Source organism: Vibrio sp. YT-18 (assembly GCF_033337345.1).
In the GTDB taxonomy this organism is placed as follows: domain Bacteria; phylum Pseudomonadota; class Gammaproteobacteria; order Enterobacterales; family Vibrionaceae; genus Vibrio; species Vibrio alginolyticus.
The window spans coordinates 384400-399073 of sequence record NZ_JAWOQO010000002.1; the positions used below are offsets into that span (position 1 = coordinate 384400).

The window sequence follows — 14674 nt, forward strand, 5'->3', positions numbered from 1 at the left end:
GTAATGTTTGATGAAAGTCAATTTTTAACACTAATTCGTGATGGAAATAATTAAAACAATGTTCAGAGCACAAAAAAGCAGCCATCGTAAGGCTGCTTTTTACCGAGTATCAACTTAGGATTAGAAGGTTACTTTTAACTCGACACCATAAAATTGACTGTCGTAGTTTGCGCCTGCGTCCATGGCGAATTTTGCAATATCTTGGTTTCCAAACCAAGGTGATGAATTGAATTGTAGTTCTGCACTACCGCCCCATGCATCAGTTACCCAATAATGAATATGTCCAACAGGGTTTAAGAAGAAGAGCGAAACATCACCTGCGGTTTCAGAGCCCATAACTTCGCCACCGTTGGCAATAATGTCTTGCTCAGCCGTTAACATCATTTCACCAACAACAGCACCAAAGAACGGTGTGATAAAAATATCCTGCCAAGATGGTACTTCTGCGAACGCCTCTACGCCATACTCCCAAAAGAACGTCGACATAGTTGCGGAGTACAAAAACGACTGAAATTCATTATAGCCAGCGTGACGTGCTGCCGTGTAGTAAACGCCGCCAAAATATGGGTGCATGATGTAGTTGAGGACATGTTCATCGCGATCCCAAACGGGGCCGTCAGAGACATTATCTTTCCACTTTTGCCCCAACTTACTCATGTCCCGGTCTTCTTCGTCCCATTTGGTGATACTTTCTGGAAGAAAAGTCATCATGCCTACGGTCGCGATACTGAGACCTAGAATGGTGTAGGTTTGACCCATCAGATAATCCCAGTCTTTATCTTGAGGGATGATGAGATGTTTAGGCTGAAGCCCTGCGTCAAGGTTTAGCGAATCATCATTATTCTGTTCATACATAACACCGCGATTTTGAGCCTCGAAGGTGTACAGAGTCGTCGTTTCGCAGTAACCTGACAAACAATCAGGTGTGTAAGAAAACTCTGTATGACGGCTTAGGTCATAGTGACTTGCGTGCGCAAGCGCTGACGAAGCCAAGAAAAGGCCTGTTAGAGTCGTCTTGAACATGGATGATTTTGACACAAAGGTCTCCGAGTTAATGGTGTATGTTCGGGCTCGTAATTATCCCTCAAAACATCAATCATTTAAACACTTGACCCTTATTTAGTCCCAACAAACCTCGGCGAGATTTGTCCAAATAAAAAGAAAAATAAGCGCTATAACGAAAATAGGATTGTGCTTACGTTCAGGAGTCAGTTGTGAAAATAGCAATGCTTAGTACTGGTGAGGAAGTCCTCCACGGTGATATTGTTGATACTAATGCGGCATGGTTGTCTAGCCTGTTTTATCAACATGGATTTGGCTTAACAAAGCGCTCAACGGTTGGCGATAGCCTATCGAGTTTGGTTGAAGAGTTTTTAATGCTCAGCTTTAACAACGATGTGGTTATTGTTAATGGTGGTTTAGGCCCTACAACGGATGACATGAGTGCCGCCGCCGCCGCGAGAGCCGCCGATTGTAAACTGGTGCTATTCAAAGAGTGGTTGCAGCATCTAGAAAGTTTGTATGCTCGACGTGGCATCCCTATGCCGGACAGTAATTTAAAGCAAGCAATGCTGCCAGAAACGGCAGGGATATTGGACAACCCGATAGGCACTGCTTGCGGTTTCAAAATGCTGATTAATGATGCCATTTTTTATTTCACACCGGGTGTACCAAGTGAATTTAAGCTCATGGCAGAGACGCAAATTCTTCCCGATCTGAGAAGAGTGTTTCCCGATGTTCAAGGTTCATGTTGTAGTCGAATCTACACGTTTGGTCTGTCTGAATCCGGTATTTCAGATAAGCTAGATCAGCTAAAACTTCCTCAAGGCTATGAGCTAGGGTATCGCTCTTACTTGCCTTTTATTGAAGTGAAACTTTTTGGTCCTTCAGATCAGCTTGAACAGCGTTTGAAACTCGTACAGATAATTAATAAACACCTTGAGAGTAATACCGTTAGTATTGATTTACCTATGGTTGAAAATGTCGGCCAGTTGTTGGTCGATAAAGGACTAACAGTGTCGACCTCCGAAAAAAGTAGCGGAGGATACTTAACGTACTGGCTAAACGGTGATGAAAACGCTGAAAAGCAACTAGGGCATGGTTGGATACTACCGAGCCTGACTCAAGCGATGGCCAACAGCGGAGATCCATTAGCAGAGACGTTTGCTCTGGCTGGCGCTACGCGAGAGAAGTGTGGGACGGATTTATCACTCGTTACTGGCCATATTGAAGAGGGTGTTTTTTCCGTCGCTTTATCGACACCGTCAGGCGAGTGGGGAGCATTATATAAACTCTCGAAAAAGTATCAGCGCAATGATCAAGTTAAAGTGATCAGCACGGCAGCACTAGACTTGTTGCGTCGCTACCTAGAACGTAAACCGATGTTTGCGCATTATGCATTTTTAGAGAAAGTTAAAGAGATGCACCTCCCGAGCAGTGCTTTATAACCAAAGCTCTATACAGTAGTCTGAGAGACAAAACACAGAGACAAAAAAGCCAAGGTGATTACCTTGGCTTTTGCATTTTATACCGTCGAGTCAACGTTATGCGCGCTGCTTTTCTTTCATCGCGTAGTTAACGCCGCTAAGTGACAAATCTGATTTTGCTTTACAGATACAAGGTAATATTTCATCACTTTGTGTGTAAGCCATGGCAAAACCAACATACTCCACTTCACCAGACTCCAATTTGCAGCGACAGGCGCCGCAGTGCCCATCACGGCAGTTGTATTCTGGTAATAGGCCAGCTTGCTCCATTGTTTCCAAAATCGTATTGGAAGGGTTGGATTCAATGCTGATCAGTTTGTTGATTTTGAGTGTTGCCATTACAGCTCGAATCCTTCGAAGTCATCTGCGCGAACTTCATTGTCAATTTGACCCACAAGGTAAGAAGAGATTTCTGCTTCTTGAGGCGCAACTTGAACGTTATCTGAAGACAACCAAGCGTTAATCCATGGAATTGGGTTAGTTGTTGCTTCTGGATACGCTGCTGGTAGACCTACCGCTTGCATACGAATATTTGTGATGTATTCAACGTATTGGCTTAGGATGTCTTTGTTTAGACCGATCATAGAGCCATCTTTGAATAGATACTCTGCCCACTCTTTTTCTTGCTCAGCCGCTTCTTTGAATAGGTCAAAACAGTCCTGTTTTGCCTCTTCTGCGATTTGCATGAAAGTGAAGTCATCTTGACCGTTACGTAGCAGGTTGATCATGTGCTGCGTGCCGTTTAAGTGAAGTGCTTCGTCACGAGCGATCAGCTTGATGATTTTCGCGTTACCTTCCATTAGTTCGCGTTCTGCGAAAGCGAAAGAGCATGCGAAACTTACGTAAAAACGAATAGCTTCTAATGCGTTAACAGACATCAGACAGATGTACAGCTTCTTCTTAAGATCGTACAGACTAACCTTAACCGTTTCACCGTTAAGGACATGCTCACCTTCACCGTAGCGATGGTAATCATTCGTCGCTTGAATCAAATCGTCGTAGTAGTGCGCGATGTCTTTTGCACGCTTCAGAATGTGCTCGTTCTCAACGATATCATCAAACACCACCGCAGGGTCGTTCACGATGTTACGAATAATGTGTGTGTAAGAACGAGAGTGAATCGTTTCAGAGAAAGACCAAGTCTCAATCCAAGTCTCTAGTTCTGGCAGAGACACAAGCGGCAGCAGTGCCACGTTAGGGCTGCGGCCTTGGATAGAGTCAAGAAGCGTTTGGTACTTCAAGTTAGAGATGAAGATGTGCTTCTCGTGATCTGGCAGTTTGTTGTAATCGATACGGTCGCTAGATACGTCTACTTCTTCTGGACGCCAGAAGAAAGAAAGTTGTTTCTCGATAAGTTTTTCGAAAATCTCAAACTTTTGTTGGTCGTAACGTGCAACGTTTACTGATTGACCTAGGAACATTGGTTCCTTCAATTGGTCATTCTTTTTTTGGTTAAAAGTACTGTAAGCCATAATGCCTCAATTCCTTTTAAACCTCCCCGTAAGGGGGAGGTTATCGATAGTCTGTCTTTACGGGTTCGCTAGGTACGGGAAGATTAAATCTTACAACCGCCGCCAGCACAATCGTCATCTTGTGGTTGAACAGCGTCTTTCTGTTCATCTTTCGCACCATCACGAGTGTTGTGGTAGTAAAGCGTTTTCACACCAAACTTATACGCTGTTAGCAGGTCTTGAAGTAGTTTCTTCATTGGAACCTTGCCAGTCTCGTAACGTGACGGGTCGTAGTTAGTATTAGCAGAGATAGCTTGGTCAACAAACTTCTGCATAATACCCACAAGGTGTAGATAACCGTCGTTCGAACCGATATTCCAAAGCAGTTCATAGCTGTCTTTAAGTTCTGTGAACTCTGGTACAACTTGCTTCAGGATACCGTCTTTCGAAGCTTTTACTGAAACGTAACCACGTGGTGGCTCAATACCGTTAGTTGCGTTTGAAATCTGAGAAGAAGTCTCAGAAGGCATTAGCGCAGTCAGTGTTGAGTTACGTAGGCCGTGCTCCATAATTTCTTTACGTAGGCTGTCCCAGTCGTAGTGCAGCGCTTCGTCACAAATTAGGTCGATATCTTTCTTATACGTATCAATCGGCAGTAAGCCTTTCGCGTAGTTCGTCTCGTCGAATGAAGGACACTTACCTTGTTCTTTCGCCAGTGCTACAGATGCTTTCAATAGGTAGTACTGCATTGCTTCGAACGTACGGTGAGTTAGGCCGTTCGCGCTACCGTCAGAGTATTTCACGCCATTCTTCGCTAAGTAGTAAGCAAAGTTAATCACACCAACACCTAGCGTACGACGGTTCATAGTCGATTTGTATGCCGCTGGTAGAGGGTAATCTTGGTAATCAAGCAGTGCATCTAACGCACGAACAACAAGATCGGATAGCTCTTCGAAATCATCTAGAGACTTGATAGCACCTAAGTTGAATGCAGAAAGCGTACACAGTGCGATCTCGCCTGAGTCATCTTCAACGTTAGTTAATGGTTTCGTTGGCAGTGCGATTTCTAAACATAGGTTCGACTGACGAACTGGAGCGACTTCAGAATCAAATGGGCTGTGAGTATTACAGTGGTCCACGTTCTGGATGTAGATACGACCCGTTGATGCACGCTCTTGCATTAGCAGAGTGAACATTTCAATCGCTTTAACCGTTTCTTTCTTGATTGAAGGATCGTTCTCGTACTTCACGTATAGACGCTCAAACTCTTCTTGGTTTTCGAAGAATGCGTCGTACAGACCAGGTACATCAGATGGTGAGAATAGCGTAATATTGCCGCCTTCAACTAAACGTTGGTACATCAGTTTGTTTAACTGAACACCGTAGTCCATGTGACGAACACGGTTTTCTTCAACACCACGGTTGTTCTTAAGTACCATTAGTGAGCGTGCTTCACCGTGCCACATTGGGTAGAACACAGTAGCTGCGCCACCACGTACACCACCTTGTGAACAACATTTTACTGCTGTTTGGAAGTACTTGTAGAACGGAATACAACCAGTGTGGAATGCTTCACCACCGCGAATCTCTGAGCCTAATGCACGGATACGACCTGCGTTGATACCAATACCAGCGCGCTGAGATACATAACGAACAATTGAGCTTGCTGTTGCGTTAATAGAATCAAGACTGTCTCCACACTCGATCAGAACACATGAGCTGAACTGGCGAGTAGGGGTACGCACGCCAGACATAATTGGCGTAGGTAGAGAAATCTTAAATGTCGATGTCGCATCGTAGAAACGTTTGATGTAATCAAGACGTGTCGCTTTTGGATATTTCGCAAATAAGCACGCTGCTACAAGGATGTACAAGAACTGAGCACTTTCGTAAATTTGGCCCGTAACACGGTTCTGTACGAAGTACTTACCCTCTAGCTGCTTAACTGCCGCGTATGAGAAGTTTAGGTCGCGTTTATGGTCGAGGTACGCATCAAGTTCGTCGAGTTCTGCTTTTGTGTAGTCTTCTAGAATATGTTGATCGTACTTACCCATATCGACGAGGCGAGACACGTGATCATAAAGCGTTGGTGGCTCGTATTGGCCATACGCTTTTTTACGCAGATGGAATACCGCTAGGCGAGCAGCTAGGTATTGATAATCCGGAGTCTCTTCAGAGATCAGGTCTGCCGCAGACTTGATGATTGTCTCGTGAATATCTGTCGTTGTGATGCCGTCGTAAAACTGGATGTGAGCGCGAAGTTCTACTTGAGAAACCGAAACATTATCTAGACCTTCTGCAGCCCAAGTGATAACGCGGTGGATTTTATCCAGATCGATACTTTCTTTACGGCCATCACGCTTGGTGACGGTAAGTTGTTGGTTCATTCTGCTTTATTTCCCTAAGAAAACTGATAAAAGCCGTATTTTTGTTTGTTTATGTGCAATATGAGTAAAGCTTGCGGCGGCTTTGTGATCAAAGTCTATCTATATATTGTCGCTTAAACACAACATATAGGGGTTCATTTGTTTGCGGGTTACAAGATAGTGCTATTACACTGATTTATCAAGGTACAGATCGGGGATGACTTGTGGATAACTGACAAAATGAAAAAAATCAGTAAGTGAACACTAACCGATGAGAAAAGGGCAGACTTGAATGGTTAAAAGTACGGTTTCGAGATCGGTTTAGAAATAACCGCATGCAAAAATATTTTCCTTGATCTTTGGCCGTTTTTATCTACGAAAAATAGCTTGGTCAAAATGGAATCTAGAGCACGAATTTTAGCCATAAAAAGACAAAAAAAGCGGCAACTATGTGCTACCGCTTCCGATTCATTTTCTTTAAAAAATGTCAATCACAAAACTCATTTTTTAACTTAATAGCGTTCAGTATTTTTTAGTATGAACGATGTAGTTTACATCTACATTACGACCGAGTTTGTAGCTGTCATTTAGAGGGTTGTAATGAAGCCCAGTAATGCCCATTTCCGTCAGGTCAGTTTGGTCTATCATCTTCATCATTTCGGCTGGCTTGATAAACTTATCGTGCTCATGAGTGCCTTCAGGAACAATCTTAAGAAGCTTCTCAGCACCGACAATAGCAAATAAGTACGACTTAATGTTTCGGTTCAAAGTTGAGAAAAACACGTGACCACCGGGTTTGACTAGTGCAGCACAAGAGCGGATAACGGAGAGAGGATCTGGAACGTGTTCAAGCATCTCCATACAAGTCACGACATCGTAAGTTCCTGCGTTTTCTATAGCGTGGTCTTCTATTGTGCTCTGAATGTAGGTCAGTTGAGTACCTGTTTCTAATGCATGTAGTCGCGCGACTTCTAATGGTTCTTTACCCATATCAAGCCCCGTCACAATAGCGCCTTCTTTTGCCATGCTTTCAGCAAGAATGCCACCACCACAGCCGACATCAAGTGCGCGCTTGCCAAACAAGCCATTTGCTTTTTCAAGTACATAGTTCAAACGAAGTGGGTTAATTTGATGAAGCGGCTTAAACTCGCCTTCTAAATCCCACCATCGAGAAGCCATGTCCTCGAATTTCTTAATTTCACTTGGGTCGACGTTTTGTGCTTTAGTCATAATTGGTTTTATTGCATTCAATCTGAGTCCTTTAGAGGGCGCCAGTATACTCCAACGTTTTACACCCAAACAACCTCGATGTGCTTAGTTAAGGGACAATGACAGAGTTCACTGGCGCGGCAATCGAGACAGGTGCCTGTAATTTGTAAAGCGCTAACTATTGTTTTTGGTTCATCCTTGAACTGGTGCCAGTGACAATAACTCTAAAACCTGCATTTTCGCGTTGTGTAGTTAAAGGAATTTACATCGCTTTTCCGCGTAAAGAGTCCGATTTTGCTCAATATTGACCGAAATATAACCACTAATCAGAAAGATATGGGATGAGTGTGCAAATTCTCGACATTTGATTCATAACCAAGCTCACAACCTGATAAAAGGAGAGGGAAAGTGATGCCGAAGTGATGAATTGTGTGTTATATTTTTGCACCTTACACGTATCGTAATTACGATCAGATAATAGAGGGATAATGGCTCTATGAGCGATTTAGCTAAAGAGATCACGCCCGTAAACATTGAAGATGAGCTTAGAGGTTCATATCTAGACTATGCGATGTCAGTCATCGTGGGTCGTGCTCTTCCAGATGTGCGTGATGGCCTAAAACCAGTACACCGCCGCGTTTTATTCGCGATGAACGTACTAGGCAACGATTGGAACAAACCATATAAAAAATCAGCCCGTGTTGTCGGCGACGTAATCGGTAAATATCACCCACATGGTGATAGTGCTGTGTACGACACAATCGTACGTATGGCTCAGCCGTTCTCGCTTCGTTACATGCTGGTCGATGGTCAAGGTAACTTTGGCTCGATCGATGGCGACTCTGCTGCGGCAATGCGTTACACCGAAGTTCGAATGGCCAAAATTGCCCATGAACTATTGGCTGACCTAGACAAAGAAACCGTAGACTACGTACCAAACTACGACGGTACTGAGCAGATCCCAGCGGTTCTTCCAACTAAAATTCCAAACCTATTGGTTAACGGTGCTTCTGGTATCGCAGTAGGTATGGCAACCAACATCCCGCCTCATAACCTTGGCGAAGTGATTGATGGCTGTCTTGCATACATCAATAATGAAGAAATCACTATTGATGAACTAATGGATTACATTCCTGGTCCTGATTTCCCAACGGCGGCGCTTATCAGCGGTCGTAAAGGCATTGTAGACGCGTACAAAACAGGTCGTGGCAAAATCTACATGCGTTCGAAAGCGGACATCGAAGTGGAGAAGAATGGTAAAGAGACCATTATCGTCACTGAAATTCCTTACCAGGTGAACAAAGCTCGCTTGATCGAAAAGATCGCTGAGCTAGTTAAAGATAAGAAAGTAGAAGGCATCAGTGCACTGCGCGACGAGTCAGATAAAGACGGTATGCGCATTGTTATTGAGTGTAAGCGCGATGCTGTGGGCGAAGTAGTTCTAAACAACCTTTACGCTCAGACTCAGCTGCAAACCACTTTCGGTATCAACATGGTGGCCCTAAACAATGGCCAGCCACAGCTATTCAACCTAAAAGATATGCTGAAGTGCTTCGTTGATCACCGTCGTGAAGTTGTGACACGTCGTACTATCTTCGAACTGCGTAAAGCGCGTGAACGTGCTCATATCCTTGAAGGTTTAGCTCTAGCGCTTGCTAACATTGATGAAATCATTGAGCTTATCCGTAAGGCACCTACACCGGCTGAAGCAAAAGCGGGTCTTATCGCTCGTGGTTGGGATTTAGGCAACGTTTCAGCAATGCTAGAGCGTGCTGGTACAGATGCTGCGCGCCCTGAATGGCTAGAGCCTGAATATGGTATTCGTGATGGTCAGTACTTCCTGACTGAGCAACAAGCACAAGCTATCCTAGATCTACGTTTACATAAACTAACAGGTCTAGAACACGAGAAGATTCTTGGCGAATACAAAACACTTCTAGAAGAAATCGCTGAACTCATGCATATCCTTGCGAGCACTGAGCGTTTGATGGAAGTGATCCGTGAAGAACTTGAAGCGGTTCGTGACGGCTTTGGTGACGCTCGTCGTACAGAAATCACAGCTGCGAGCCATGATATTGACATGGAAGAGCTGATCGCACGTGAAGACGTTGTGGTTACTCTATCTCACGGTGGTTACGTTAAGTACCAAGTACTGAGCGACTACGAGTCACAGCGCCGTGGTGGTAAAGGTAAGAGTGCGACTAAGATGAAAGATGAAGACCATATCGAGCGTCTTCTAGTGGCGAATACCCACGATAACATCTTGTGTTTCTCTACTCGTGGTAAGACATACCGCCTGAAAGTTTACCAATTGCCTCTAGCGAGCCGTACTGCGCGTGGTAAGCCAATTGTGAACATCCTTCCATTAGAAGAAGGTGAGCGCATTACCGCGATTCTACGTGTTGATGAATTCTCTGAAGACAAATTCATCTTCATGGCAACAGGTGACGGTACGGTTAAGAAAACGCCGTTGAACCAGTTTGCAAACGTACGTTCAAACGGCCTAATCGCTGTGAACCTACGTGAAGACGATTCGTTAATCGGTGTGGATATCACTAACGGCGAAAACGAAATCATGCTGTTGTCTAAAGCGGGTAAAGTGGTTCGCTTTAAAGAAGCAGAAGAGATTCCAGTACTTGATGAAAATGGTAAACCAGTTCTTGATGAGAATGGTCAGCCAGAGATCAAGTTTAAAGGTGTTCGTCCTATGGGTCGTACCGCCTCTGGTGTTCGTGGTATGAAACTGGCTGAAAATGACCAAGTTGTATCACTTATTGTTCCTTCGCACGAAGGCGATATCCTAACGGTTACAGAAAACGGTTATGGTAAACGTACAGCACTTAGCGAGTACCCGACAAAAGGTCGTGGCACTCAAGGTGTAGTTTCTATCAAAGTTTCTGAGCGAAATGGCCCGGTAGTTGGTGCTATCCAGGTTGTTGAAGGTGATGAAATGATGATGATCACCGACGCTGGCACGTTAGTACGTACTCGTGTGGGTGAAGTTAGCCAGGTTGGTCGTAACACACAAGGTGTAACGCTTATCCGTACTGCGGAAGATGAATCAGTTGTTGGTTTGCAACGTATTGAAGAAGTTGATGATGAAGAGCTGCCTGCTGATGAAGATGCAGAAGCGTTAGAGTCAACAGGCGAAAATACGCAGCAAGACGCTTCAGAAGCTCCAGCTGCTGATGATGCAGAGGAAGGTAACGAAGAGTAATCTTACATCGTTATCCTGATATGAAAAGCCGAGCCCTTAGTTGCTCGGCTTTTTTGTATCTGTATCAACGCATTTAAAGTAAGAAATGCGTACACTGACGTTATCTTTGTTTACAGGACGTGTTATGTCTGTTTGGTTTTTCGCTGCCATCACTCTGATGGGGTTGTTTATCGTACTCTTATCACTGAGTGCATCAAAAGTTAAACCTGCTCAATGGTTTGGCTTTTGCCTGTTAGTACTTGTCGTGACGAGTGCCAGTTTCTTATTGCTGCATCAAACACCGCCTAAACCAATACAAGCGGAAATGTCACGAATGATGACTGCTCGTGACATCATGAAAGAGATTCAAGACCAGTTGCGTGAAGATCCGAACAACGCTGAATTGTGGTTCCAACTCGGGCAGGGCTACCTGCTAGAGGGGGAATTTGATGGCGCGCTGATTTGTTTTGATTACGCGATCCAACTGACTGAGCCAGTCAGTGCCACGCAACTTGCTGCAAAGGCGACGACCTTGTACTACATTCACCAGCAATCAATGACGCAAGAAGTTAGCTTGCTTTTGGAGCAAGCTTTGCAGATAGAACCGCACAATGAAGCCGCTTTGTCTTTGATCGCAAATGATCATTTTCTGTCATTCCGATTTCAGGAAGCGATTGATGCCTGGGTAATATTATTAGATTCTAATGATCCAAATTTAGATAGGGTGCAAATCATTAACTCTATTAACAAAGCAAAAGAGCTATTGTAAGCGTACAATTTAACAAGCAATAGAGAGAAAGGTGGGCAACGAATGAAAAATAAAGCACTAAGCATATTGGTTTTGCTGTGCGGCTCTGTGCTGGCGGGTTGTAGCTCTTCCGATCATTCTGGCTCTTCCTCTACGGTTTATTATTCATCGGGTTACTACGACCCGTGGTGGTACGATCATGACGACTACTGGATTTATTACTATCCGGGCTGTTGCGATAACGACGATGAATACAAAGAGAAACTGGAAGAGTGGTGGAATGGTTTAGATGAAGACCAACAGCAATCCATCAAAGACAAAGTCGAAGATTGGAAAGACGACGATATGTCCGCCAATATCGATAACATGAAACGCCAACTTGACGATCATTGGCAATCACTGCCTGACGAGCAAAAGCAAGAGATTCGAACCCAATGGGAGAATCGTCCGGAGCATATTGAACCAGCGACTTTACAAGGCAAGGCGGTGAAAGAAAAGGTTCAACAAAGAAAAGCATTACCGGAAACGAAGATCCAGCGTCCAGTTGCTCGTCCAAATGTGCAGATACCTAAAGCACGTCCAAATATTCAACCTAGACCTAGGCTTCCTCGTCGCTAGTACATTCGATTTTTGTCTCTCGATAGAATCAGGATGAAGAGATAAAGATAATAAAGAAAGAAAAGGGGCGTTCAGTACGCCCCTTGTTGTATCTATAAACTAACCTCTGCAAGTTAGACTAATATGTGGCTTCGCGTTCAGCTGCTGCTTTATCCCATTCTGGTGCCACCGTTTCTAGGAAGTGTTTCTTGTCTGCGTTCATCTTATCCATATCCATGCCCAGTGCTTGCTGTGCTTTCGCTTTGGTCGAGATATCTGGAATTTGAACAGGGTCAGTAATGCCTTTGGTTGCCAGTAAGCGAACCAACTTGGTACGGGCGTCAGCAGCGCGGTCAACTGCAGTACCAAGTACTTCTAGTGCTACCTCAGGAGCATGCATGTGGACACCGTGAGAAGCAATCGCGTAGTCCCAACGCCATTGTGCATGGCGAATATCTTGTAGGATAGGTTCCATCTCTGCTTCTGTTGCACCTGCTTTCCACGCTGCGCCTGCTTCAAAGTGTGCCGCTACGATTTGCTTCTCGGCGGTTAGCTTCATGTTCAGTACTTGCGCTTTGCGAGTCGAGACGATGCCTTGTAGCTGCTCTTTAGTTTGGGTATGGCATTGCGCACAGGTGTCTTCAAAACGATCAAATGGGTTACCCACTTTGTGGTCTGTGTACACCGTACCGTCTTCTTTGGTCACTTTAGGCATGTGGCAGTCCACACACACCACTTTGTTTTTACCATGAATACCCGCTCTCCAAGTTTCGAAACCCGGGTGTTGTGCTTTTAGCATCGGCGCGTTAGATACGGCATGCGTCCAATCTTTGAAATTCAACGCGTCGTAGTATTTCTCCATGTCATTAACGGTGGTGCCCATATCCCATGGGAATTTAACCGCTTTAGTTGGGCCGGTGAAGTAGTATTCAACGTGACATTGAGCGCAGACCGATGCTTGCTTATCTAGGCGAGACTGTTCATCAAAGTTTTTACCAATAGTATCAAAAGCACGCTCGACGTATGGGCGAGTCAGTGCCAGCGCGGGTTCGCCTTTCTTGAAGGCTTCAGAGCCCGTGTTGTGGCAATCGGAACAACCGATAGGGTTGACGATTTCTGAGCCTAAGCGTGCCCATTTACCTTCGAAATAACCGTCTTCACCACGTTCATCAATCACGCGAGCAACGTCTGGGCTTTTACAGCTCCAGCACGCCATCGGCATAGGCCCGGACTTCTCGTCGGTTGGTGCGCCAGTACGTAAGGTTTGGCGAACATCATCAAGTGCGTAAAAGTGACCGCGCGCTTTGTTGTAGTCTTTCGCGAAGCCATAACCTGCCCACAGGATAACCATGTTTGGGTCTTCACTTAGAGCATCTTCTATGTGCTCACTTTCGGATGTTGCTTTCCAAGAGTGGTATTGGTCGGGATGGTTCTGTTCAAAGGCGTCATTTCGAGGATCGATAAAATCCTTCTCTTCTGCCGCTAACGGAGCGCCAACCAAAAATAATTGGCTGGCGAATAAGGTCGCAACCGCAATAGGTGCGCTCATCCAGTGTTTTATGCTCACAGTGTTATCTCCATATTCGTTTTTATTAGCAGCGTTGTGAGGAGCTATTCCAAATAAGAACTGGAGATCTACGATTAATAATATTGCTTAATTGGATAGATGAAATAGTGAGTGAATCTTGTCTTGTTTTAGATCAATTTACACCAGTGATCTCAGTCATGTTTGAATTTATATACCTCTAAAGTGGTAGTTGTTAAGTCATTGTTCTACAATGCTTTGGGGTTTTAACCTTTTTAAAAATAGGGTGATTTAGTTCGCTTTTTGAGCAGGTGTTTCTACCCCTTATGAATAATAGAGGTATTATAAATATAGGTTTAGCGTTGTGGCTTTCCGAAATAAGAATTGATGTCATTTGAAGATCTAAAAAATATCTTCAGAGGAAATTAATTGTCGCTCAAATAAATAATTGAGAATAGTTATCAATTATTGTCGAGCTAAGGAAAGAACAATATGGGCAATATAAAATTGACCATAGAGACAATGCTGAAACTTCTCTTCGTCTTTGCCATCTATGGTTTCTCCATCGCCGCCCATGCGACTTCTTCAGAGCCGATTGAAGGTGCTCAAGCTGAGCGTCATCAAGTCGAGTTGATCCGTGACCGAGACTACAAGTGTCTTCAATGTCATAAGGACGCCAAAGAGACTCTGAATCTATCGCATGATTCGCAAGCGTTATTGAGTCAAGGTAAGCAGCTCAATTGCACTAACTGCCATAGCAACATCGGCCCTGATCACCGTGAAGGCGCGCCTGATGTGATTAAGTTTTCTGCCGCGCAATCGAAAGAGGTACACGACAAAGTGTTCCTTGATCCAAGCATGATTCTTAAAGCCAACAGCCGATGTGTGGATTGCCATGCACCGACACAACTGAGAGAAAGCCACTGGACGCACGATGTGCACGCCAAAAACCTCACTTGTTCAAATTGCCACGATGTACACACAGCGAAAACCAAAGCGTTGTCGTACGACAGAAAACAACTGATCAAGCAGTGTGTGGATTGTCACTCTGAATTTGCCGTCGAACCTGAACTTGCCAAAGAAGAGGAGAGATAGC

At 44.5% G+C, this 14674-nt stretch carries 11 protein-coding genes; 5 read left to right on the plus strand and 6 right to left on the minus strand.

Annotated features, from left to right (window positions below; genetic code table 11):
* Positions 1 to 120: 120 nt before the first annotated feature.
* Positions 121 to 1023, minus strand: coding sequence for a DUF3943 domain-containing protein (locus R7M72_RS04105; RefSeq protein ID WP_318056074.1), 903 nt, complete (start codon positions 1021 to 1023; stop codon positions 121 to 123).
* 191 nt (positions 1024 to 1214) lie between these two features.
* Between R7M72_RS04105 and R7M72_RS04110 the strand changes: the two genes are divergently transcribed.
* Positions 1215 to 2447 (plus strand): CinA family nicotinamide mononucleotide deamidase-related protein, encoded by a 1233-nt coding sequence (locus tag R7M72_RS04110; protein WP_315956419.1) that lies wholly within the window; start codon positions 1215 to 1217, stop codon positions 2445 to 2447.
* A gap of 96 nt (positions 2448 to 2543) precedes the next feature.
* Here the strand turns inward: R7M72_RS04110 and yfaE are convergent, their stop codons facing one another.
* The 4 genes from yfaE to ubiG form a co-directional block, all read right to left on the minus strand.
* Complete coding sequence (gene yfaE, locus R7M72_RS04115) at positions 2544 to 2825, minus strand: class I ribonucleotide reductase maintenance protein YfaE (protein WP_005376817.1); 282 nt, start codon at positions 2823 to 2825, stop codon at positions 2544 to 2546.
* The gene (nrdB, locus tag R7M72_RS04120; protein WP_005376818.1) at positions 2825 to 3958 is read right to left on the minus strand and encodes a class Ia ribonucleoside-diphosphate reductase subunit beta; all 1134 of its coding nucleotides are present in this window, start codon (positions 3956 to 3958) and stop codon (positions 2825 to 2827) included. The genes yfaE and nrdB overlap by 1 nt, the downstream gene beginning before the upstream one ends.
* Before the next feature lie 83 nt (positions 3959 to 4041).
* Positions 4042 to 6324 (minus strand): class 1a ribonucleoside-diphosphate reductase subunit alpha, encoded by a 2283-nt coding sequence (nrdA, locus tag R7M72_RS04125; protein WP_005376819.1) that lies wholly within the window; start codon positions 6322 to 6324, stop codon positions 4042 to 4044.
* 501 nt (positions 6325 to 6825) lie between these two features.
* Positions 6826 to 7533 carry a bifunctional 2-polyprenyl-6-hydroxyphenol methylase/3-demethylubiquinol 3-O-methyltransferase UbiG gene (gene ubiG / locus R7M72_RS04130; RefSeq protein WP_005376820.1) on the minus strand — a complete coding sequence of 236 codons (708 nt, stop codon included), beginning with the start codon at positions 7531 to 7533 and terminating at the stop codon, positions 6826 to 6828.
* Between the two features lie 475 nt (positions 7534 to 8008).
* Here ubiG and gyrA point away from each other — a divergent pair, with 475 nt between their 5' ends.
* From gyrA to R7M72_RS04145, 3 genes are all read left to right on the plus strand, one after another.
* Positions 8009 to 10729: a DNA topoisomerase (ATP-hydrolyzing) subunit A gene (gene gyrA / locus R7M72_RS04135; RefSeq protein ID WP_318056044.1), complete on the plus strand. Its 2721-nt coding sequence runs from the start codon at positions 8009 to 8011 to the stop codon at positions 10727 to 10729.
* A gap of 124 nt (positions 10730 to 10853) precedes the next feature.
* Positions 10854 to 11477: a tetratricopeptide repeat protein gene (locus R7M72_RS04140; protein WP_031778934.1), complete on the plus strand. Its 624-nt coding sequence runs from the start codon at positions 10854 to 10856 to the stop codon at positions 11475 to 11477.
* A gap of 42 nt (positions 11478 to 11519) precedes the next feature.
* Entirely contained in the window at positions 11520 to 12074 is a 555-nt protein-coding gene (locus R7M72_RS04145) for a hypothetical protein (RefSeq protein ID WP_005376825.1), read from the plus strand.
* Positions 12075 to 12192: 118 nt separating this feature from the next.
* Here R7M72_RS04145 and nrfA read toward each other — a convergent pair whose 3' ends face one another.
* Positions 12193 to 13620, minus strand: a complete 1428-nt coding sequence (nrfA, locus tag R7M72_RS04150; protein WP_031778935.1) for an ammonia-forming nitrite reductase cytochrome c552 subunit — start codon at positions 13618 to 13620, stop codon at positions 12193 to 12195.
* 450 nt (positions 13621 to 14070) lie between these two features.
* Between nrfA and nrfB the strand changes: the two genes are divergently transcribed.
* Positions 14071 to 14673, plus strand: coding sequence for a cytochrome c nitrite reductase pentaheme subunit (gene nrfB, locus R7M72_RS04155; RefSeq protein ID WP_005376830.1), 603 nt, complete (start codon positions 14071 to 14073; stop codon positions 14671 to 14673).
* Position 14674 lies beyond the last annotated feature (1 nt).

Excerpts from the sequence above, each read along its gene's own strand:
- R7M72_RS04105 (WP_318056074.1), bottom strand. The coding sequence starts at position 1,023 with ATGTTCAAGACGACTCTAACAGGCCTTTTCTTGGCTTCGTCAGCGCTT.
- yfaE (WP_005376817.1), bottom strand. The coding sequence starts at position 2,825 with ATGGCAACACTCAAAATCAACAAACTGATCAGCATTGAATCCAACCCT.
- nrdB (WP_005376818.1), bottom strand. The coding sequence starts at position 3,958 with ATGGCTTACAGTACTTTTAACCAAAAAAAGAATGACCAATTGAAGGAA.
- nrdA (WP_005376819.1), bottom strand. The coding sequence starts at position 6,324 with ATGAACCAACAACTTACCGTCACCAAGCGTGATGGCCGTAAAGAAAGT.
- ubiG (WP_005376820.1), bottom strand. The coding sequence starts at position 7,533 with ATGACTAAAGCACAAAACGTCGACCCAAGTGAAATTAAGAAATTCGAG.
- gyrA (WP_318056044.1), top strand. The coding sequence starts at position 8,009 with ATGAGCGATTTAGCTAAAGAGATCACGCCCGTAAACATTGAAGATGAG.
- R7M72_RS04140 (WP_031778934.1), top strand. The coding sequence starts at position 10,854 with ATGTCTGTTTGGTTTTTCGCTGCCATCACTCTGATGGGGTTGTTTATC.
- R7M72_RS04145 (WP_005376825.1), top strand. The coding sequence starts at position 11,520 with ATGAAAAATAAAGCACTAAGCATATTGGTTTTGCTGTGCGGCTCTGTG.
- nrfB (WP_005376830.1), top strand. The coding sequence starts at position 14,071 with ATGGGCAATATAAAATTGACCATAGAGACAATGCTGAAACTTCTCTTC.